18 protein-coding genes and 3 pseudogenes are annotated in these 19,843 nt (G+C 50.4%); 7 read left to right on the top strand and 14 right to left on the bottom strand.

Annotated elements, in window-relative coordinates:
* Positions 1 to 130: 130 nt before the first annotated feature.
* The 14 genes and pseudogenes from CHH67_RS07880 to CHH67_RS07815 form a co-directional block, all read right to left on the bottom strand.
* The gene (locus CHH67_RS07880; protein ID WP_095264616.1) at positions 131 to 781 is read right to left on the bottom strand and encodes a response regulator; all 651 of its coding nucleotides are present in this window, start codon (positions 779 to 781) and stop codon (positions 131 to 133) included.
* Complete coding sequence (locus CHH67_RS07875) at positions 759 to 1,838, bottom strand: sensor histidine kinase (RefSeq protein ID WP_095264615.1); 1,080 nt, start codon at positions 1,836 to 1,838, stop codon at positions 759 to 761. Before CHH67_RS07875 ends, CHH67_RS07880 begins: the two co-directional genes overlap by 23 nt.
* 43 nt (positions 1,839 to 1,881) lie before the next feature.
* Positions 1,882 to 2,526 (bottom strand): cell wall-active antibiotics response protein LiaF, encoded by a 645-nt coding sequence (gene liaF, locus CHH67_RS07870; protein ID WP_095264614.1) that lies wholly within the window; start codon positions 2,524 to 2,526, stop codon positions 1,882 to 1,884.
* Between the two features lie 170 nt (positions 2,527 to 2,696).
* Positions 2,697 to 3,386: a PspA/IM30 family protein gene (locus tag CHH67_RS07865; RefSeq protein WP_095264613.1), complete on the bottom strand. Its 690-nt coding sequence runs from the start codon at positions 3,384 to 3,386 to the stop codon at positions 2,697 to 2,699.
* A gap of 2 nt (positions 3,387 to 3,388) precedes the next feature.
* The gene (locus CHH67_RS07860; protein WP_095264612.1) at positions 3,389 to 3,898 is read right to left on the bottom strand and encodes a PspC domain-containing protein; all 510 of its coding nucleotides are present in this window, start codon (positions 3,896 to 3,898) and stop codon (positions 3,389 to 3,391) included.
* 2 nt (positions 3,899 to 3,900) lie between these two features.
* Positions 3,901 to 4,578, bottom strand: a complete 678-nt coding sequence (locus CHH67_RS07855; RefSeq protein ID WP_095264611.1) for a PspA/IM30 family protein — start codon at positions 4,576 to 4,578, stop codon at positions 3,901 to 3,903.
* Positions 4,579 to 4,651: 73 nt separating this feature from the next.
* A complete protein-coding gene (locus tag CHH67_RS07850; protein WP_095264610.1) occupies positions 4,652 to 4,951 on the bottom strand; it encodes a LiaF transmembrane domain-containing protein in 300 nt (99 codons plus the stop codon).
* Between the two features lie 272 nt (positions 4,952 to 5,223).
* Positions 5,224 to 6,513: an ABC transporter substrate-binding protein gene (locus tag CHH67_RS07845; protein ID WP_095264609.1), complete on the bottom strand. Its 1,290-nt coding sequence runs from the start codon at positions 6,511 to 6,513 to the stop codon at positions 5,224 to 5,226.
* 39 nt (positions 6,514 to 6,552) lie between these two features.
* Positions 6,553 to 7,719 (bottom strand): efflux RND transporter periplasmic adaptor subunit, encoded by a 1,167-nt coding sequence (locus tag CHH67_RS07840; protein ID WP_095264608.1) that lies wholly within the window; start codon positions 7,717 to 7,719, stop codon positions 6,553 to 6,555.
* 38 nt (positions 7,720 to 7,757) lie between these two features.
* Entirely contained in the window at positions 7,758 to 8,588 is an 831-nt protein-coding gene (locus tag CHH67_RS07835; RefSeq protein ID WP_095264754.1) for a carbohydrate ABC transporter permease, read from the bottom strand.
* Between the two features lie 59 nt (positions 8,589 to 8,647).
* Positions 8,648 to 9,556: pseudogene (locus CHH67_RS07830) on the bottom strand (carbohydrate ABC transporter permease).
* Positions 9,557 to 9,657: 101 nt separating this feature from the next.
* Positions 9,658 to 10,757, bottom strand: a pseudogene (locus tag CHH67_RS07825) (sensor histidine kinase).
* Positions 10,747 to 11,445 (bottom strand): response regulator transcription factor, encoded by a 699-nt coding sequence (locus CHH67_RS07820; RefSeq protein WP_095264753.1) that lies wholly within the window; start codon positions 11,443 to 11,445, stop codon positions 10,747 to 10,749. Before CHH67_RS07820 ends, CHH67_RS07825 begins: the two are co-directional and overlap by 11 nt.
* A gap of 238 nt (positions 11,446 to 11,683) precedes the next feature.
* Positions 11,684 to 12,556: pseudogene (locus tag CHH67_RS07815) on the bottom strand (M15 family metallopeptidase); the annotation flags it as partial.
* 404 nt (positions 12,557 to 12,960) lie between these two features.
* Here CHH67_RS07815 and CHH67_RS07810 point away from each other — a divergent pair.
* The 7 genes from CHH67_RS07810 to CHH67_RS07780 are packed head-to-tail and all read left to right on the top strand — an operon-like array spanning position 12,961 to position 19,778.
* Positions 12,961 to 13,698: an HAD family hydrolase gene (locus CHH67_RS07810; RefSeq protein WP_179292080.1), complete on the top strand. Its 738-nt coding sequence runs from the start codon at positions 12,961 to 12,963 to the stop codon at positions 13,696 to 13,698.
* A complete protein-coding gene (locus tag CHH67_RS07805; protein ID WP_095264605.1) occupies positions 13,679 to 14,548 on the top strand; it encodes a MurR/RpiR family transcriptional regulator in 870 nt (289 codons plus the stop codon). The genes CHH67_RS07810 and CHH67_RS07805 overlap by 20 nt, the downstream gene beginning before the upstream one ends.
* A gap of 41 nt (positions 14,549 to 14,589) precedes the next feature.
* The gene (locus tag CHH67_RS07800) at positions 14,590 to 16,173 is read left to right on the top strand and encodes an ABC transporter substrate-binding protein (RefSeq protein ID WP_095264604.1); all 1,584 of its coding nucleotides are present in this window, start codon (positions 14,590 to 14,592) and stop codon (positions 16,171 to 16,173) included.
* Between the two features lie 12 nt (positions 16,174 to 16,185).
* Positions 16,186 to 17,148, top strand: coding sequence for an ABC transporter permease (locus CHH67_RS07795; RefSeq protein ID WP_176475530.1), 963 nt, complete (start codon positions 16,186 to 16,188; stop codon positions 17,146 to 17,148).
* Complete coding sequence (locus tag CHH67_RS07790) at positions 17,145 to 17,942, top strand: ABC transporter permease (RefSeq protein WP_095264602.1); 798 nt, start codon at positions 17,145 to 17,147, stop codon at positions 17,940 to 17,942. The genes CHH67_RS07795 and CHH67_RS07790 overlap by 4 nt, the downstream gene beginning before the upstream one ends.
* Complete coding sequence (locus CHH67_RS07785; RefSeq protein ID WP_095264601.1) at positions 17,942 to 19,012, top strand: ABC transporter ATP-binding protein; 1,071 nt, start codon at positions 17,942 to 17,944, stop codon at positions 19,010 to 19,012. The genes CHH67_RS07790 and CHH67_RS07785 overlap by 1 nt, the downstream gene beginning before the upstream one ends.
* Positions 18,987 to 19,778 (top strand): ABC transporter ATP-binding protein, encoded by a 792-nt coding sequence (locus CHH67_RS07780; protein ID WP_095264600.1) that lies wholly within the window; start codon positions 18,987 to 18,989, stop codon positions 19,776 to 19,778. Before CHH67_RS07785 ends, CHH67_RS07780 begins: the two co-directional genes overlap by 26 nt.
* Positions 19,779 to 19,843: the final 65 nt, after the last annotated feature.

Raw genomic sequence — 19,843 nt, 5'->3', positions numbered from 1 at the left:
CTTGGCCCCGCCCCTCTTACAATCTATCAATCTAGTAAAAGGTTAGCCAAAGGACATTCGCTTTATACCTTCCCCCGTCCAAAATAAAACAAGCCTAACTCTTCTTCTACATAAAAAAGAACCGGCCTTATTACTCTGCCAGTCCGTTCTTGTAGGCATAAATCGCTGCCTGTGTCCGATCCTCCACACCCAGCTTGCCTAATATATTGGTCACATGAAATTTGACCGTCTTGATGCCAATCACCAGCTCATCGGCAATATCCTGATTCGATTTTCCTTGCGCCAGCAGACGCAGCACTTCCATCTCCCGTTCGGTAAGATCATGATGCGCAGCCGACTCTGTCTTCGGATGACGGAAACGATTCATCATCTTCGAAGCCACCTGCGATTCCAGCACCGATTGCCCGCGAGCCGCAGCCCGTATCGCATCGGCCACCTCGGAAGCCCGGGATGTTTTCAGCAGATAACTGAAAGCTCCTGCTTCAATGACCGGGTACATCTTCTCATCATCCAGATAACTCGTCAGCACAATCACCTTCAGCTCCGGAAACAGCTTCATCAGCTGCCGGGTCGTCTCGATCCCGTCCATGCCGTCCATCACCAGGTCCATCAGCACCACATCCGGGTTATATTCCTTGGCCAGACGGATGCCTTCTTCGCCGCTGCCCGCTTCCCCGACAACCTCAATCCCGTCCTCTGTTCCGAGCACGGCAGCCAATCCGATGCGAACCATCTCATGATCATCCACAAGGAGGACCTTAATCGGTGTCTCCACTTCCATTTGTTTCACCCCGTTTACGTTCTTCGTTCATTAGTGGTACTGTAATTTCAATTCGTGTCCCTTTGCCAGGCGCCGTGATGATCTGCATCGAGCCTCCCAGCTCCGCCACCCTTTCCTGCATCGTTGAAAGGCCGTAGGACGTTTGCTTCTTCTCATCCATTTCGAACCCGACTCCGTCATCCCGCAGCATGACACGAACCGTATTGTTCTTGCGGTGGATGCGAATGTCCATCTTCTCCGCTTTGGCATGCCGAAGCGTGTTGGACATCGCCTCCTGGACTATCCGGAACAGATGGTTCTCGATCCCTTTGACCAGCTGAATGCCTTCATCCATCTCAAATGTAATCTCCATCGGCACCTTGATCCGCAGCTCCTTGATCAGCTCCCGCAGCCCTTGTTCAAGCGCCTTGCCTTCCAGGTACACGGGACGCAGATGAAGCAGCAGCGCTCGCATCTCCGACTGGGCCACAGCGGCCATCTCCTCAATCAATGCCACCTGTCTCTGGGCTTTGTCAAAATCCTTCTCCAGCGTCCGTCCAACAGCCGTTGCGGTCATCGAAATCGCAAACAGCTGTTGAGACACCGCATCATGGAGCTCGCGCGCCAGCCGCTGACGCTCTTCCACGATAGCCGAAATCCGCGCCTGCTCGGCAAGCTGCGCATTGTTCGTGGACAGCCGCTGCAGCGTAGACACCTGATCCTCCCATCGCTTGCTGATCCGGACCAGCTGCTCCCCGAGGCGGCCGACCTCGTCTTCCCCAATATCAGGCATGACATCGGTCAGACTCCCCTTCTCCCAGCTTACCAGAGTTTCTCTCACGAGGTCGAGTCTTTGCTTCACCCGATAGCCTTGAAAAAAACCGTACACCGCTCCCAGCCCGAGCGGCAGCAGCACCAGCGTAATCACCGCTTCGATCCGTCTTCCCCACGATTCAAACGGCTGAAGATATCCATATGTATAGAGCAAATACAGCACCACCAGCATAACGCCAAGACCCAGAAGGGTTCCTTCTCGCATGCTTCGGGTAACCATATTTGCTTTTTTATCCGATTTCACCGGGCAACCCTCCTGATTCTCTCCGCTATGGCGCGCCTTCATTCTATACCTGGCGAATGGTCAAATCTCCGCCCAGGTACGACACCATAAATTTCACTTTATATTCGGACGCTTCATAATTAGGCGACTTCCAGCGTACCCGGTTCATCAGACCCGTTTCCTTCCGTCCGTCAAAATCAATCGAACCGAACAAAATAAAACCCTCGATCTCCACGCCATAATAGTCTGGGATGACAAGATCAATATCGCCAAGCATCCCGTAGAACATCATGACGGTGTGCCGCTCCTCGGGCAAGGCAAGCGTCAGATCAACGTCGGCTTCGCCGAGCACATGCCATATGCTATGGCTCCGCATCACCCACGGGGCCCGGTCCCAATCAAAATTGGACATGAAGTTCTGTTTCTGAATATAACCATCCGTCGTATGCGCCTTGCGGGACTTCCGATAAAATATCCCGAGCGATACAAGACCGATCCCAATGATAAGCATCAGGTGCTCAAGCATCACCATAATGGCCCCGACCGCAAGCAGAATATATCCCTTCTTCACCTGACCGTCCCGAATTTGCAGCACGCCAGCAAAGATTAATAAAAGGGCGACAATCGTAAAGAAACCAAACCATTGGCCAAACAGCATGATGAAGCCCAGGAAGATTAATCCAACGGCAATCCAGCGGTTTCTATCCATGTCGCACCTCCTCAAGGATCATGATGATAAGCTTGCAAAAGCCATAAAGCGGGCCTTGGGCCCACCGTATGGCTTTGCTTGGAACATCCTTAGCATATCCCATTGCTATAGCATATCACATGAATCTAGATTTTCGAATAAGATCGGCACTTGTAAGGGTGAAATAATGCTTACTCCGGTTTGGAGCTGTCATTCATTTTGTTCTTCAGTGCCTGAAGCTGTTCTTCAACTTTCAGCTGCTTTTCAGCATCTACAGGGCTAGTGTAGGAGGAAGCGCCTGTTGGGCGGTACGGAGCCCGAAGCACATCCGCCTCGGCTTCCATCTCCATAATCTTCTCTTCCATACGGTGGAAGCCCATCGAAGCGCTGCCGCTTTCGATTGTGTGCAGACTGCTGATCTGGGACATCTGCTTCTTCGCTTTGGCCATTTGGGCACGAGCGACAAGCTCATTGCGCTTGTTGCGCATTTTATAGAACTCATCCTTCATTTGATGCAGCTGGTCCACCAGCTCTTTGGCTTGGCTTTCGGCCTGCATGTGCAGCTCCACATACTCGGTTACTTTTTGATCGAAGTATATTTTCTCTTCCAGCAGCTTGCGCGCCACTTCCTCCTGACCGTTCTTCAGTGCCAGCTCAGCCTGGGCTTCGCGCTGCCCTGCCATTTTTACCGCTTCGTCCACACGATGCTTCATCCGGCGCTCATTCGCCATTTGCTTCGCAACCGTAACCTCAGCCTCGTGAATCTCTGCCTCCATGTCGCGCAGATACTGATTCAGCATTACAATCGGATCTTCTACTTTATCCAGCAGATCATTTACAGACGCCTTCGTCATGTCTTTAATTCTTTTAAATACTCCCATTGTTATTTATCTCCCTTCTCATAGTTCGAAAGTTTTTTCTTAAGTTCCTCAATTTCCTTCTGCAAAGCCTTCTTCTCGATATCTTTCATCATAGCGTCCAGATCGGAGTCATCCGACTGGGCTCTGCCGCCTCTCGCGTCGTAACTGTCATCGTAGCGGGCATCACGTTCAGGACGATCATATCTCGGACCGTATCCGCCGCGGTTGCCCCGAGGACGGTCGCGATCATAACTGTCACGATAGTCTCTGTAGCGGTCGCCGCGCGACCCGTCATTATAGCGGTACCCGCCATCATAACCGCCGGGACCACCATATGGGTCGCGGTAGTACGGTTCCTTCGGAACGACCAGCGATGCAATCAGGTAGATCAGTAACGTTGTACCGCCTGTGAAGAAGATACTGATGACGAATATGAAACGTAGTAGTGTTGATTCTACACCGAAGTAATCGGACAGCCCGCCGATCAACCCGGTGAACATTTTATCTCGGGTGGAACGGTACAATCTGCTCATGCTTACTCCTTTCCGCTGTTATCCAGCTTTTGCTTCAACCGGGCAAGCTCCTTCTCAAGCGTCGAGGAGACAGAGTGAGCTGCCTGATCCAAATATTCCGATCCCATCCGGCGCACATCCCGCAGGCTCTTGGCTTCAAGCTCCCAATCGGTAATGCGGTCCTCCAGCCGATTGAACATCTTCGGCACATCGTGCCCGCCACCATACGCTCCAGTACGTTCGTTCATCTTCTGCTGGAGTCGAAGCGTCTCCATCCGGGCTACATAATATTGACGTTTGCTGTACACCGTCTGGTACTCCATCCGAAGCTCGCCGAGCTGCTCCTCAATCTCTCTCAAGGATTCCAGGCTTGCGTCCAGGAGGCCCTGATACTGCTCGATTTTCTCTTCATAGATGAGCTTCTCTTGCAGCGCCAGCTTAGCCAGGTGCTCCTCGCCCGCCTTCAGTGCAAGCAGCGCTTGCTCCTCCCGCTTGTACTTCATCGTCTCCGCTTGATCCACCTGCTGCTTCAGCTGACGGGCATGTGTCTCGCACTGGCGAACCAGCTTTTCGGCTTCGGTAATGTCTTCTCTTGTCGTGTGCAGGAACTGGTCGATCAAGCGAACCGGGTCCTGACTCTGCTCTAGCTTTTCGTTCAATGTTGCTACCGTTATGTCTCGAATACGGCGAAAAACGCTCATATTGGATTGGCCCTCCTCTTCTTACAAATTACTCCGCGCTTTCGCAGCTGGAGGCTGTCGTTATGTCATGCGTTCAGTAACGCGTTCTTCCGTTTCTCAATCTCGAAATTCCGTAGAGGATCAAAAGTATACCGAATATCGGGCCGATCACCCAGGAAAGTTTACCCATCAGCCAGATCACACCGATGATCAGGATGATCCATCCAATAAAATTGTTGCCGCGGCGGATGCCGTAATACCCGAGTGCGATCATCATCACCGGTACCAGAAGACTGAACAGCCATCCAAGCAGCGGACCGAATACGCCGAGAAGAATCAACACTCCAATTCCTATCAAAAGTATGCTCAGCCCGTTCCCTTTCGTTTGCCTCATATGTTCACCACCTTCCGAATTCATTATCGTGTTTCACCTTATGACTCTATTTTAGGTAAATCCGCATTGAATCAAAACGGACCGGGGACGGTTTTTGATCCTAGACCTAAGGCGGGGATGGCTTTGGACCCCAGACCAAGCATTTAATTAGCCCTGTGACGTTACCGCCCTGGAGCAACTGAACGAGTAACGACAACTAGCCTGCTGAATCATCAGCAAGCTAGTTGTCGTTCACAAGCACGCGATTATCTACGAAACAATCAAACGGCTTTTTACTCGTTTAAATAAATTGTCACTTTGTTCTGGATCAGCTTTGCTACTTCTTCAGCCGTTTTGTTTCCGCTAAAATAGGCCATCGATTCTTCTCCTACGATAGAAATCACCCGACCATCCGCTTCCGAGTAATTATCCGCTGCATCAATGAACTCCTTGAACCTTACAAATTCATCATCCGATACTTTAGGTGTTTTCCCGTCGGGTGTCTTATACGTTCCGCTTTTCACTTGTTCTTGAATGTCATTAAGCTGTTTCTCGTTCACGGATTTCAGCAGTGAAAACCCTTGCCGTTCTTGAAGAGACTGCCCTTCTTCGGATAGCATGAATGAAATAAACTTCCAGGCCTCTTCCTTCACTTGCGAATTGGCTTGAATGGCGAACTGGGATGAGAGAACAATTCTTGTTCCGCCGGTTTGTTCCGGTTTTTGCAGTAACCTCGGATTGGGGAAGTATGCATGCAGATCATTGATAAAGTCTGCTGGTGATCCCAAAACCGTCGAATAGAACATTTGCTTGCCTACATCCGCCGATTCGGAAGTCATGACCTTATGATCATACATCTCTTTAATTTGTTTCATCGCATCCAGGAATAACGGTGAGTCGAATATGGCCGTTTTCCCTTCGGTATCCACAAACTCGGCATACCTGTCCACCATCAATTCTTGCATGCGGAAATCAGGCGCTTCATTCGCCATGGCATACCGACGTTCTGCACCGTTCGCCCCCAGCTCCTTCGATATCTCCTCAAACTCCTTCCAAGTCCAATGCTTATCGTCGATACTTGTCATCTCAAGAATATCTCCATCACCTACAAACGCTCGCAGTCTAAATCCGAAAGGCATGGCGTACAGACCATCATCTGACTTAATGGCATCCATAATGTTTATTTGCCACTCGCTTTTGTTTAGCGTTTTGTCCTGCTCTATGAAACCATCCATATTCAGGAGAAGGTTCTTATTCACATAATCTTTAACAGGCAAACCGTTTGTTTCAAAAATATCCGGACCCTTGCCCGATAGTATTTCTGTACTTGTTGTCTTCTGGTATTGCTCATAATCTTCTATAACCTTAATTTGCAAATCGATGTCCGGATACTTCTCCTCGAACTTTTTTTCTGCTGTCTCGTATAGGGGGCTGGCCTGCTGCACAGATAAAGTAACGACGGTCTTTCCCTCCTGATTCACGGGGCGCTCCGGGCTTTCCGCTTGTTCGCCGCCTCCGGAACTGCATGCTGTCATCAGCACAATTAACATTATGGTAGTGATTATATATAGCCGCTTCTTCATCGAATGAATTCCTCCTGTCATTTTCGGATCGTTACTGCCTTATTGCAGGCGAACTCGGTTTCCATCCTGCAAAGGCTCACTGCTTTCCAGTATCACAAGATCGCCCTCATAGAGACGATCGGATTGAATCACCGTTAGATTGTCATTCCTTTCAGTAGACTGAACATGCACTTTGCGGGCAACAAACTCATTTCCCAATGGACCTCTCTGCTCGTCGATTGTATATATAAACAGCCCGTCACGATCCCGATGAATGGCCTCGCCCGAAACGACCAGTCCTTCCAGGCGGGAGCGTTTCTCGATGTTGATCCATGCTTGCTCACCCCCTTTCAGTTCAGGATCGATGACCTTGATCCGAAGCAGCGTCCGAGGAACCGTTCGGGTCAAGTCCGCTACTTCTCCGAACTCGGATGTGCTCTCTATTCTCGGCTCAGCGTCCTTCATCTCGGTAATCGTACCCTCGATGATGCGGCGCTGTTGTTCCTGAACGGTGTGTATTTCAACCTCTGCCTTCGCTCCGACCATGATTCCCAATTGATTCAACAGCGCGGAGTCGGCGGGAATATCCAACCTATAGCCCTGACTGTTATTAGTGATCACAACATCCGCTTCTCCCGATGATGCCATTCCTTCGATGGCATTCAATTGTGTTACGATGCCGTCGAACGGTGCGGTCAGTTCTTGTCCGCTTCTCAAATCGTCTCTCATCTGGTTGATTTTTCGTTCCTGCATTTCCAGATCAAGCTTAAGCGATTCAATTGCCCGTTCTGTGCTGCGAATGCCAAGCTCATCCTCTTCCCATGTCGATTGAATGAACTGATCATGTAGATTTTCCAGCTCTATATTCATCTTCTTCAAGTTGACGATTTCATTATCCAATTCTCGTTGGGCGGCTTTGCTGTCGTACTCAATAAGCCTTTGTCCCTTTTTCACGAGGTCTCCTTCATTGACCACAATCTTTCGAACGCTCCAGCCGGCGGGATTCGTTAAACGCTCTTCGGTGATCGGCTGCAACATGCCACTGCCCTCGACCGTAAACATAAGACTCCCGTTTGCCAGCGCCTCCGTTCTCACTTTCGGCAAAGTCAAGGATTGGAGTGTGTTGCTGAAAAACGTAAGGAATACGAGCACTCCCATAAAGATCATGGACACGATTTGAATCATTCGTTTGCGATTTCGATCATCCTGCCTGTTTACGAACTCCATATCCGCTCGTTCTCCTCCTAATCACTTTCTCATTTAAATCAGCCCTTGATGCCGGACAATTGAACACCTTTAATGAAATAAGTTTCCGCATACAAAAATAACAGCACCATCGGAGTCATGTAGAGCACGGACGCGGCGAAGGCAATCCCCGGTTCATCATTGATTCTCGATAAATACACGGATAGCGGCTGTCTGAATGGATCGTCCAAAAAAATGAGAGGCTGCTCCACCATGTTCCAATAATCGACAAATAAGAGAACAACAAGCGAGGCCAAACCCGATTTCACCATGGGGACGATGATGGTGAAGAAAATCCGCAAATGGCCTGCTCCGTCAATCTTCGCCGCTTCGATGTAGGCATACGGAATATGCAGCATGAATTGCCGCAGCATAAATACACCGAAAGCTGAGAAAATGCCGGGCCATATAATGGCACTGGCACTATGCAACAATCCCAACTTGTCCGCCATAATGTAGTTCGGTACGAGTGTCACCTGAAACGGCATGAGCATCGTTATGACATAGACAAGAAACCACTGGTCCCGACCGGGGAACCTCAGTTTGGAGAATGCATAAGCGGCAAGCGCCGCTACCAGGATTTGTCCTGCAATGATCGGTACCACTAAAAATACCGAATTCCAGAACATCTTCAGATATCTCGGGCTGCCTATCAGGACTTTCCCATACTGCTCCATGGTTACTTGGTCCGGCAGCAATTTTAGATTCGCAAAAGCATTTTTATCCCTTGATGCCGGTTCATTCATCTGCCCGATGGGCCCATAATTTATTGCGATCTCCTGTGCTGTCATGAACGAATTGATGAACGTAATTACAATCGGAAATAAGAATAGAACCGCAACTGTGACCATGAGGACCGTAAGTCCGATTTTTTTGCAATACCTAAAAACAATGTTCAATGACTCCACCTCTATTCCATGAACTGCCGATATCGGCGTTCAAGCGCAAACAATCCCATGACGATCAGAAGAATACAACTGGCCATGATCGTCGCGGCGGCAGTCAGCTTCTGAATATCCAATGACGTGAACATGTTGTTCATATAATGCTGCATCATGTAGATACTGTCATGCGGATAATCACCCGCGATCAAATACGTTTCCCGAAATACTTAGAACGAGTTCATGATCGACAGGATGACAACAAAGAACATCGTCGGTGTGAGATAGACAAGGGTTATGCTGCGGAACTGTCGCAAACGCCCCGCTCCTTCCATTTGGGCGGTTTCATAGTAATCCTTCGGTATTAGCTGCAACCCTGCCAAAAATAAAATGACGTTATAGCCGATGTTCTTCCATAAATACACAACAATGATGACGTACCGGGCTGCCTCGGTCTTCATCCAGTCCACGCGGTGCATTCCGAAGCCACTCATCCATGCGTTCACAGATCCGTTCCAATCAAACAGCATCTGCCAGATGAACACAATCGAGGCGACGGGAACGACAAGCGGCAGAACATAGGCGGTCCGCAACCATTTTCGCAGATATAGGTTCGAATTCAGCATCCATGCCAGACCTAACGATAGTACGAGATTAAGCGGAACACTCACCGCGCTGAAATAAAGCGTATTGAATGCCGCCTTACGGAAGGAGCCGCTGGCAAACAATTCGCGGTAATTGTCCCATCCCGTAAAATGGCGATCTAACGAGCTGTCCGCAAAGGAATAGAACACTCCCATAACAAACGGAATCAGGTAGAACAGTGCGAATCCGACCGCGCTCGGTGCAAGAAATAACCATGCAACTGGTGCATCCTTGCGCATCCAGTTCATGATCTTCGTGACAGCGCCAACAAGCGCAAAAACCCACTTATTCATTCTCAGTTTCCTCCATCTATCCATATCTCTAGAATGGCGAAGACTGTTTAAAGAATAAGTGGGGTAAAAATAAAGTTTTTATTAAATGATGGATATTCTAGTTAACCAGATTCTGAAGGTAAGAATTGCGGGAGATGGACTTCAAAGAGCGTACGAATGGAGTCGCTTTGAGCCGAGATCGCGCCTTGATGCTGCTCTACAATATTCTTCACAATGAACAGGCCGATGCCTGAGCTGCCCTCCCGTTGCGTCCGCGCTTTATCGCCCGTGTAAAACATATCGAAGATATACGGAAGCTCTTCCGGGGGAATGCTGTGACCATAATTGATCACCTGGACTACTGCATTTTCCGAATCCGGACGGCATTGAATATCGATATATCGGCCGTCTTTGCCATAGCGGATCGCGTTCGTCAGAAGATTCTCAAATACGCGCGCCAACAACTCTCCGTCTCCCCAAATCATCACATGCGGAGCCACATGCAATCGGGTAGTCAAGCTGTTTTTTTCTAATGCAGGGTATAGCTCTTCATTTAATTGGATGAGCAGCTCGCTAAGATCGATGGGTTGTTTGTCCATCTTCAGCTTGCCGTAATTCATGCGGGCGATTTCAAACAGCTCGTCCACTAACTTCTCCAGCCGTTGCGACTTGGAAAAAGCAATGCCCGTATAGTGCTTGATTTGTTCCGGTGTCAGCTTTTCTCCCTGAAGAATGAAGTCCAGGTAGCCCAAAACGGAAGTAAGTGGCGTGCGCAAATCATGTGCCAAATTCAACACCAATTGTTCTTTGCTGTTCTCCGCAAAGTCCCCCCTCTCCAGCGCTTGCTGCAACTTTTCACTTGCCAGATTAATATCACGTGCAATGTCTTCGAACTCGGACGAATGTTTATTTTACTGTTGAAATCGCCGTTGGCCAACAGGTTGATCCCTCGTGATATCTCCTGAAAATAAAGCGAATACCGTTTCGTAAGGAGAAAGAAGAAATAAAATGAGAGGGGTATAAAAATAATCAAAAAAACGTTGAGGTCCCCGACTTCTCTCATGAAGTAACGGAATTTCGTCAACGGATCTTCAAACCTCGTTGTGTGATAATAGAACTGGAGAACCTTATAAATCAGAAAGGTGATCGTACCGGAGCAAAGTAAGCTTAAGACAAATAGCTGAATCATTTTAAACCGGAAACTTCGGATCTTATTCGCCATTGAACGTATATCCCACTCCCCAGACCGTCTTGATCCATTGGTTTTTATGCCTGTCTTCCTTGAGCTTCTTCCGCAATGTTCGTATATGCACCATAACTGTGTTACCGCCTTCGTAATAGGTCTCTCCCCATACATGTTCAAAAATATTTTCAGAGCTGAAGACCTTCTTGGGGTGGCTCGCCAACAGGTACAATATATCAAACTCTTTAGGGGTCAGTTCAATGGGAGTATTATACAGGAAAACCGTTCGTTGTTCGGGATTGATGACCAGGCCACGCGCTTCCAAAACGGATGTGTTGGATGAAGCCGATGGATTAAACTGCGTCGCGCGTCGCAATTGCGCATTTACGCGGGCGACCAGTTCCATCGGGTTGAACGGTTTGGTCACATAATCGTCCGCTCCTCTGACGAGTCCTGTAATTTTATCGAGATCGGTCGCTTTAGCGCTTAAAAAAATAATAGGCAAATGGTGGTGCTCCCGGATCAATTCCGTCGCTTCGTAGCCATCCAGATTGGGCATCATAATATCGAGAATCGCCAAATCGACCGACTGCGTCCGAATGACCTGAACAGCCTCTAGCCCGTCAGAAACTTTGATGCAGCGATAGCCCTCTTTAATTAAATGCAGTTCAATCAAGTCCGCAATTTCCCGCTCGTCGTCCGCTATTAAAATGGTGCTCGGTTTCATCATCCACCTCAGGCAAATAAAGATAATAATTTCTATATTGTATCAGATTTCCCACGACACAGGCGTATCCGGTTTCTCACCCGTCCTCTGGAGCCGCACTCGACGGCTTCTGAACTTGCGGCTTCTCGTCCGCCGGAACCGTATCGGCCGGATTTTCAACCGCCGGAACGGTGTCCGCTGGAGATTCATCTGTGGAAGCATCCTTGTTCAGGTCCTCGTTTGTTGAGGCATCGTCCTCACCGGAATATACCGTCACAATTAATCCGTCTATATTGTTGCCTGAAATCTCATAGTGAAGATTCACCGGCACCCGGATCGTTGTATCCTCGATGATAGGATAGTAATCAATTGTATATTTTTGGCGGTTTACAGTGATCGTCATGGACTTCTGTTCTCTCAAATAATCCAAGTATTCCTCCAGCACAAAATGGTTCTCATACATAATAGCGCTGTGTGGCAAACCGACATAGCGAAAGTGCCACGGTTCAAACTGTATACCCGTGATGGCTGTTTTGTCCTCCGGGTAACGCAAAACAAAACCGTATCTCCAGGCGTTGTCCATCAACCACTTGCCTTCGGCGGCGTATTCCATCTTCCCTTCCGTTGACCCAATATCCAGCGCCAATCCGAGATTGTGCTCGCTGTAGCCTCCTGGCAGCGCGTAGTCAGGGCCCATTTCCTCGTATAGCTCAGTTTGTTTCTTCTTGTCCCGATAGCCGCTGGTAATCATAAACCGGTTAACGTCGTCTTTTTGTGCCGCCTTAGTCATTGTTGAAAATTTTTGTACCAAGAAGGGCGTCAACCGGATCGAATTATCCAGCAGTACGAAGCCGTTTATCAGCTCCGGATGTTTAGACAAATTCACTGCATCGGACGCTTCAGCCACCGGTGACACAGGATGATCCTTATTGACCAATACCAAATTTCCTTTGTAGACCTGATCCTTTGTTACCTGAATTGAATGCATGTTCGTTCTATCGTTCCCATCCTGCACTTGGTGGTTTTCTTCCGACAATTTTTCGTTATCGGTTTTCTCCTTATACTGAATAACGCCATAGCTTAGAATTAATAGTATTACAAGCGCAACAACCCCATACAGCCGTTTCTTCATACTCCGTTATCTCCTTACCCTTCATTCACTTTAGAATAAGGAACAATATTTAAAAAGAAATGGGGGTAAATATAAATTTTTTCTTAAAACGAGATGAGCAACCCACCGAGCCGCTCATATTCATCAGCACCGCCCTCGGGAATGACTCAGCTGGAATTTCGCTCACGAAGCTTCATAGATGAACTGTCGTACTTCGCTTGATAATCCGTCGTAAACAAGAAACCCGCCTCGACTGATTCTTTACAAAAGCTTATTCCCCTATTAACTCTCCCCTTACATATGGCCGGTACAATGGTTTTGTAATGAAATATTTCAAATGATCCATTTCTGAAATTCTCATTACAACAAGTTGTTTGATTAGAAAAAGCTTGGCCGAGCTTTCTATCCACCAAAGGAGTGAGCATGTGAATTGGAGCAACAAAACCATCATCGCTTTTGACCTGGGTTACACGTTGGTTACCAATGATCGAGTAAAGCATTATCACCAATATTTGAAGGAAAAGAACATCGATATGAACGTCAGTGAAGTGGAACAAGCTTTCCATCTCATTGACAAGAAGTTTATGCGCGAGTATCCGAAAGTGATCTCTACCGGCTGGAATGCGTATTTCCCTTGGTTCCTCGGGCTTGTCAATTTCCACTTAAAGCTGACTTTCGACCTGGTGGAGCAATGTGATTTCATCAAGCAAGCGGCGGTCAAGCAAGGCCCGCCATTCTGGAAGCCGTTCCCGTGGACGTTCGAAGTGTTGGCGGCATTGCAGGCAAGATCGTATCAGCTCGCTCTGCTGTCCAATTGGGATCACAGCGCGCGTCCCATCCTCGGAAAGCTGGGGCTGACGGATTATTTGGAAACGATCATTATCTCTGACGAATTCGGCTGCGAGAAACCGGACGTGGAAATATTCCGCGAACTGCTGCGGCAGACCGGCAGTCCACCGGAGAACATCTTATATGTGGGCGACAATTATTACGATGACGCTGTCGGCGCGCTGCAGGCCGGGATTGATACGGTCATTCTGAACCCTTACGAGCGGATCGGGATCGAAGAAACAGATCATCCGCATGTGGTGAACAGCATCCGTGACCTGCTGACACTTTTGCCAGCCCGGGAGGAAGAAGGACATGTCCACCAGCATCGGTAATCTTTCTGCGGACAACCATGTCAAAGCCAGAATTGATCGGCAGTTTGAGAACATGAGCCCGGCTCTGCAAAAGGCGGCAGCGTGGCTGCGCAAAAACACGTACAAGGCCGTGTTCATGTCGATCAAGGACATCGCGCTTGCGGCGGAAGTGAGTGACGCGACAGTACACCGGCTCTGCTCGGTATTAGGCTACTCCGGCTTTAATGAACTGAAGAAGGACCTCAAGGCGGATGAACTCTCGCTTCGAACGCTCAGAAGATTGGAGAAGAATCTTGAGGCACCTCCCTCTTCCTTCATGCAAAAAGCCATCGAGATCGAGCTGCAGAACCTTCAGCAGACCTTCACACCCGAGCTGGAGTCATCGCTTCACGAAGCAGCCGATATGCTGATCAGCGCGCGCAGAATCTATGTTGTCGGGTGGCGCATGACATTATCCGTCGCTCATTCACTGTACTACCAGCTCCATCTTGTGTTTGGCAATGCGGTGCTCATTCCATCGGCAACGGAGATCACCGAGCATCTGGCATTTATCGGGGAAGACGATGTGCTGCTGGCCATGCATTTCCCCCGCTATTCACGCATCATTACCCAAACTGTCGACGAAGCCAAGGAACTTGGAGCCCGCTGCATTATAATGACCGATTCGCCGCTGGCCCCCTCATTCTCCCGAAGCGATGCGGCCCTGGTCGCCGCAACCGACTCGCCCGGATTTCTGGATTCATATGTAACACCGCTGCTCATCAGCCAATTGCTCATTCAGCTTATCGCGTTGAAACAGCCGGACCAGATCAAGGCCCAGCTGCGCAAACAGGAGCAATTGTTCGAAGATTTCGGTATGTTCCGCCCATAAGGAAAAAGCCAAACGAACGTAATCACAAGGAGGATATGGACATGAAACGTAATCTGAGGATGATGCTGTTCATCACTTTGTTAACCTTGGCTGGATTGATTACAGCCTGCGGCACTGGCGACACCAACAACAACGCATCGGGTGGCAATAACCCCGTCACGAGCAACAATGGCGCTTCTTCCGATTCCTCGAACAATGATAACAGCAGCAGCGGAAGTCAAAGCGGAGGCAGTCTCGTCTATGCGATGGCCAACGATGTGGACGGGCTTGACCCGCAGCGCACCGTATCCGCCTCCACTTTCCTCGTCACGCATAATTTGTTCGAAACGCTGATCTCCGTCACGCCGGAAGGCGAACTCGTTCCCCAGCTCGCCACTTCCTGGGAGCCGTCCGAAGACGAGCTGGAATGGACGTTTCAGCTGCGGGACGACGCGCAGTTCCATAATGGACATGTCATGAACGCAGAAGACGTCATTCGCTCGTTTGAACGTCTGAGAGCGGCGGACAGCCCAAGAGCAGGCGAATATGCCAACATTGCGGACATTCGTGCCAATGGCGATCATGAACTTGTATTCACGCTGGCGAGCGCTGACGCCACGTTCCTGTCGCAATTAGCCAATCCTTGGTCTGCGATCGTGCTCGAGCAAGACGGCGATGTGATCGGAACCGGGCCGTTCAAGCTTGTACGTTACGAACCTCAGCAATATATTGATCTTGTCAAAAATGAATCCTATTACGAGGAAGGCAAACCGTACCTGGATGAAGCACGGCTCATGATCATCCCTAACGCAACAACGCTGCTCGCCAATTTACAGTCGGGCACAGTGCATATCGGCGGCATCACCGGAGCGCAGCTGCCACAGGTCGAACAGCTGAGCCATCTTAAAACCCAAGGCGCTGCAAACAACAGCGTACAGCTCATGGCGATGAACAATGACCGCGAGCCGCTGAATGATGTGCGCGTCCGGCAAGCGATTGCCCTCGCCGTGAACAAGCAGGATGTCATCGATGGGGCAACATGGGGCTTTGGCACACCGCTTGGCAGTCATCTGCCGCCGCTAAGCAGCTATTTCGTGGACACGCTGGATGTTCTTCCTTATAACATGGATCAGGCCAAAGAACTGCTGGCCGAAGCCGGTTACGCCGATGGGCTCAAACTGACGCTTTCTCTGCCGGAAGGTTACGACACGCATATCAATGCCGGTCAGATTATCGCTGACCAATTGTCCCGCGTTGGCATCGAACTGGAGATTGAAATTGTGGAATGGGGAACGTGGCTTGAAGATATTTATGCAGGACGCAACTATGATCTGACCGTCATCAGCCATACGGGCCGCCTTGATCCGCATGCGTTCCTGAGCCGCTACCTGTCCGACTCGAGTGAGAACTACTTCAATTATGTGAACGAAGAAGTTGATCAGGCCCTTCTCGAAGCTGCTGTCACTTCCGATGTTCAGAAGCGTGAGGAGCTGTACTCGTTCATCCAACAAACGCTCGCGGAAGAAGTGCCCGCACTCTACCTGCAATCGATGGAAGGCATCACCGCTCTGCATGAATCGGTGCAGCAGTACGAATCCTTCCCGATCGGCATCATCAACTTAAAAGACGTATATCTTGACCAGTAAAGGATGTCATCCATGAGCTATCTAGCACAGCGTCTGTTAATTGCAATACTGCTTGTCTTTCTTGTATCATTCGCTTCCTTTGCTGTTCTGATGCTCTTGCCTGGTGATCCTGTACGGCTCATGCTCGGTACCGAAGCTCCTCCTCATCTTGTCGAGGAGCTTCGTGCCCAGTACGGGCTGGACCGCCCTTGGCTGCTCCAGTATGCCGATTGGCTTGCCGGCGCCGTAAGCGGCAATCTGGGCGAATCGTTCATCTATAAGATGCCTGTCACGCAAATTATCGTAGACCGGCTGCCTATGACCTTGTCCTTGACGATCTTCGCCTCACTCATGGCGCTTCTGATCGCCCTTCCGCTGGGCATATGGGCTGCCGTTAAACGCGGCAGCTGGGTAGACGGGTTCATCCAGGCAGTTGTACAGATATGGATCGCCATTCCTAACTTTTGGCTTGGCATCTTGTTATTGCTCGGTTTCACAGTCATGATTCCCTTGTTCCCGCCGGGCAACTTCGTTCCCATATCCGAAGGGCTTGGAGCGCATCTTCATTCGCTGTTCTTGCCCGCGCTAACACTGGCGATCGCAGAAGCAGCCGTATTGATCCGGATGTTCCGCGCTTCCCTCGTGGAGGTTCTCAATAAAGACTTCATGACCTTCGCTCACACCAAGGGGCTGCCGACCCGGAAGAAATATATCCGCTATGCGCTGCGCAATAGCTTGATCGGACCGATAACCGTCATCGGGCTGCAGGTGATGAGCCTCATCAGCGGTGTCATCATTATCGAACAAATATTCAATCTGCCCGGACTCGGACGTTTGCTGCTCATCGCGGTTCAGCAGCGCGACTTGTTTTTGTTGCAAGGATTGGTGATCTTCATTACCGTTACCGTCATTCTTGTCAACTTGTGCGTGGATCTTCTGTACACGAGGATCGACCCGCGCATTCAATTACACGCTACAAAAAGGAGAACAACATGAAAACACTCATTACAGGAACCGTGATGCTGAGTGTCATTGTCATCATGCTGCTCATCTCCTGGATTGACCTTCCGAGCGACCCGAATGCGATGAACATCGCGAACCGGTTCGCCCCGCCAAGCGGCGAGCATTGGCTCGGCACCGACCAATACGGACGAGACATCCTCAGCCGGCTTCTGCTGGCCTCGCAAAGCGCTTTGACAGTATCTCTCGGCGGAGTGGGCAGCGGAATGCTGATCGGCTGCATACTGGGAGCTGTTGCCGGCTACATGAAAGGGCTGATTGGCAGTGTCATCATGAGAGCGATGGATGTTCTGTTTGCCTTTCCGAACCTGCTGCTTGCCTTGATGCTGGTTACCGTGCTCGGCACGGGCCAAGTCAACGTCCTGCTCGCGATTGCCGTGTTCAGCGTCCCGTCCTTTGCCCGGCTCATGTACGGTTTTGTGCTTGAAGCCCAGTCGTACGGTTATATCAAAGCCGCGAGATCATACAATGCAGGCCATGCTGTAATTCTGTTCCGCCATCTGATTCCGGCAGCGCTCCCGCGAATTGGCGTTCAGATGTCCCTGGCACTTGGCTCTGGTATTTTGACCGAGACAGCTCTCTCCTTCCTCGGACTCGGTGTCCAGCCGCCGCATCCAAGCTGGGGAGGCATGCTGAATGAAGCGCAAAGCTTCATGTACCTGGCTCCTGCATATCCGCTTATTCCGGGCTTTGTCATCTTCCTGGCGGTCGCCGGATTTAACCTTCTCGGAGACGGAATTGCGGCACGCCATAAGGAGGCGGTATCATAATGTTGGAAATTCAAGATCTTAGTCTTGAGCTGTATGTCGATAAGACGTGGAAGCCGGCACTTCGTCCGTTAACCTTTCGCCTGGAGCCGGGAGAGATTACTGGCATTATCGGCGAATCGGGATCCGGCAAATCACTGCTTGCCAAAGCGCTGATGAACATCCTGCCAGCCAGAGCACGCGTCGCTTCAGGCTCTATCCGCCTACACGGCACAGAGCTGCTGTCGCTGCCCCGGCATCGCTTTCGCAGTGTATACGGGCGGCAATTGGCTTATATATTCCAGAATCCGGCCGGTGCGCTCAATCCGTTAATGCGCATCGGGGATCAGCTGCTGGATGCTCTGCTGGCGCATGAAGAGGTGCCCAGAAAAGAAGCGGTCCGGCGGGCATTGAAGGCGCTGGAAGAGGTAGGGATCAGCGACCCGGAACGGGTATTTCGAGCATATCCGCATGAGATCAGTGGCGGTATGAAGCAGCGGGCAGTTATTGCTTGCGCAGTCATCCATGAACCGGACCTGCTGATTGCCGACGAGGCAACCACCGCGCTGGACGCTACCATTCGTAAGCAAATACTGGATCTGTTCCTGGTGCTCAGCAAGAAAAAACGCATGTCGATTCTATACATCAGCCACGATATCGCCGCTGTACAATATGTAGCGGATAAGATCATGGTGCTGTACGGAGGCATGCTGCTTGAAACGGGCGCGCGCGGTGATGTGCTTGATCGTCCGCTCCATCCTTACACCGCCGATCTGCTCCAAGCCGTTCCTTATCATGTCAAGCCTGGCACGAAGCTGGCCGGCATACCCGGGAATGTGCCTCCCATTACCGCCAAACCGCCCGGATGCATATATGCTCCGCGCTGCGGTTATGCAACCGAGCGCTGCAAGGAGGATCTCCCGCCGATGGTGGTAGCCGAAGATCCAAGCACAGCAGCTGATAAGATTCCGCATACCCATGCATGCTTCCATCCGCTGCTCCGGGACAGTCTGGGCAAAGAAACTCATCTGAACACAAATCCATCTTCTCCGGAAGGGAGAGAACGCTATGTCCAGCAACCCGCCGCTCATTGAAGTAAAGGGGCTGAGTAAATCGTTCGCATTGCCAAGACCCGTACTGTGGAAGCCGGCGCAAGCACTGCAAGTGCTGCGGGATATCCATCTTACGATCCAGGAGGGCGAGATTGTTGGGCTCGTTGGTGAAAGCGGAAGCGGTAAATCGACGCTGGGAGAGTGTATCGGCGGTCTGCAAACTGCGCCGCCTGGAACGATCAAGTTCCGCGGGACAGCGCTCGAACAGCTGCAAGGTGCTGGCCTCAAGGAATATCAGCGCAGCGTACAGTATGTGTTCCAGGATCCTGTTGAAACGCTCAATCCAAGGTATACCGTCGAGCAGATCATTGCCGAACCGATCCGCGCTGCCGGCTTGGTCAAACAGCCGAAAGATATCCGCGAAGCCGTGGAGCAGCTATTGCAAGACGTGGGATTAGACGCCGCCTACATGAAGTCGCGTCCAGCCCAGCTTAGCGGCGGACAATGCCAGCGAGTCGCTATCGCCCGCGCGCTGTCCACAAAGCCTGCGCTGCTCATATGCGATGAAGCCGTATCCGCTTTGGATTTGTCCGTACAGGCCACCATTCTTAACCTGCTTGGTGAACTGCGGCGCAAGTATCGTATCAGCCAGCTGTTTATCTCTCATGATTTACATGTCGTCAAATATCTGGCGGACCGTGTCGCCGTCATCCATCAAGGCACCATCGTTGAGTCCGGCCATACCGAGCATGTCTTTAAACACCCGGAACATGCCTACACGCAATCATTGATCTCAAGCGCACTATAGTAAGGTGCAGCGGTTTGATAGCCTGAATATGATTCAATGGTCGATCGGCCGCCGTCCCGCAGCGA

It is taken from the genome of Paenibacillus campinasensis, from assembly GCF_002272015.1.
In the GTDB taxonomy this organism is placed as follows: Bacteria; Bacillota; Bacilli; order Paenibacillales; family Paenibacillaceae; genus Paenibacillus_AQ; species Paenibacillus_AQ campinasensis.
The sequence above is the reverse complement of the archived record's forward strand: the minus strand, read 5'-3'. Positions and strand labels throughout refer to the sequence as shown.

What these genes read in the sequence shown, in the direction of transcription:
- CHH67_RS07880 (WP_095264616.1), bottom strand. Translation starts at nt 781, where the DNA reads ATGGAAGTGGAGACACCGATTAAGGTCCTCCTTGTGGATGATCATGAG.
- liaF (WP_095264614.1), bottom strand. Translation starts at nt 2,526, where the DNA reads ATGGATAGAAACCGCTGGATTGCCGTTGGATTAATCTTCCTGGGCTTC.
- CHH67_RS07865 (WP_095264613.1), bottom strand. Translation starts at nt 3,386, where the DNA reads ATGGGAGTATTTAAAAGAATTAAAGACATGACGAAGGCGTCTGTAAAT.
- CHH67_RS07860 (WP_095264612.1), bottom strand. Translation starts at nt 3,898, where the DNA reads ATGAGCAGATTGTACCGTTCCACCCGAGATAAAATGTTCACCGGGTTG.
- CHH67_RS07855 (WP_095264611.1), bottom strand. Translation starts at nt 4,578, where the DNA reads ATGAGCGTTTTTCGCCGTATTCGAGACATAACGGTAGCAACATTGAAC.
- CHH67_RS07850 (WP_095264610.1), bottom strand. Translation starts at nt 4,951, where the DNA reads ATGAGGCAAACGAAAGGGAACGGGCTGAGCATACTTTTGATAGGAATT.
- CHH67_RS07845 (WP_095264609.1), bottom strand. Translation starts at nt 6,513, where the DNA reads ATGAAGAAGCGGCTATATATAATCACTACCATAATGTTAATTGTGCTG.
- CHH67_RS07840 (WP_095264608.1), bottom strand. Translation starts at nt 7,719, where the DNA reads ATGGAGTTCGTAAACAGGCAGGATGATCGAAATCGCAAACGAATGATT.
- CHH67_RS07835 (WP_095264754.1), bottom strand. Translation starts at nt 8,588, where the DNA reads ATGGTCACAGTTGCGGTTCTATTCTTATTTCCGATTGTAATTACGTTC.
- CHH67_RS07820 (WP_095264753.1), bottom strand. Translation starts at nt 11,445, where the DNA reads ATGAAACCGAGCACCATTTTAATAGCGGACGACGAGCGGGAAATTGCG.
- CHH67_RS07805 (WP_095264605.1), top strand. Translation starts at nt 13,679, where the DNA reads ATGTCCACCAGCATCGGTAATCTTTCTGCGGACAACCATGTCAAAGCC.
- CHH67_RS07800 (WP_095264604.1), top strand. Translation starts at nt 14,590, where the DNA reads ATGAAACGTAATCTGAGGATGATGCTGTTCATCACTTTGTTAACCTTG.
- CHH67_RS07795 (WP_176475530.1), top strand. Translation starts at nt 16,186, where the DNA reads ATGAGCTATCTAGCACAGCGTCTGTTAATTGCAATACTGCTTGTCTTT.
- CHH67_RS07790 (WP_095264602.1), top strand. Translation starts at nt 17,145, where the DNA reads ATGAAAACACTCATTACAGGAACCGTGATGCTGAGTGTCATTGTCATC.
- CHH67_RS07785 (WP_095264601.1), top strand. Translation starts at nt 17,942, where the DNA reads ATGTTGGAAATTCAAGATCTTAGTCTTGAGCTGTATGTCGATAAGACG.
- CHH67_RS07780 (WP_095264600.1), top strand. Translation starts at nt 18,987, where the DNA reads ATGTCCAGCAACCCGCCGCTCATTGAAGTAAAGGGGCTGAGTAAATCG.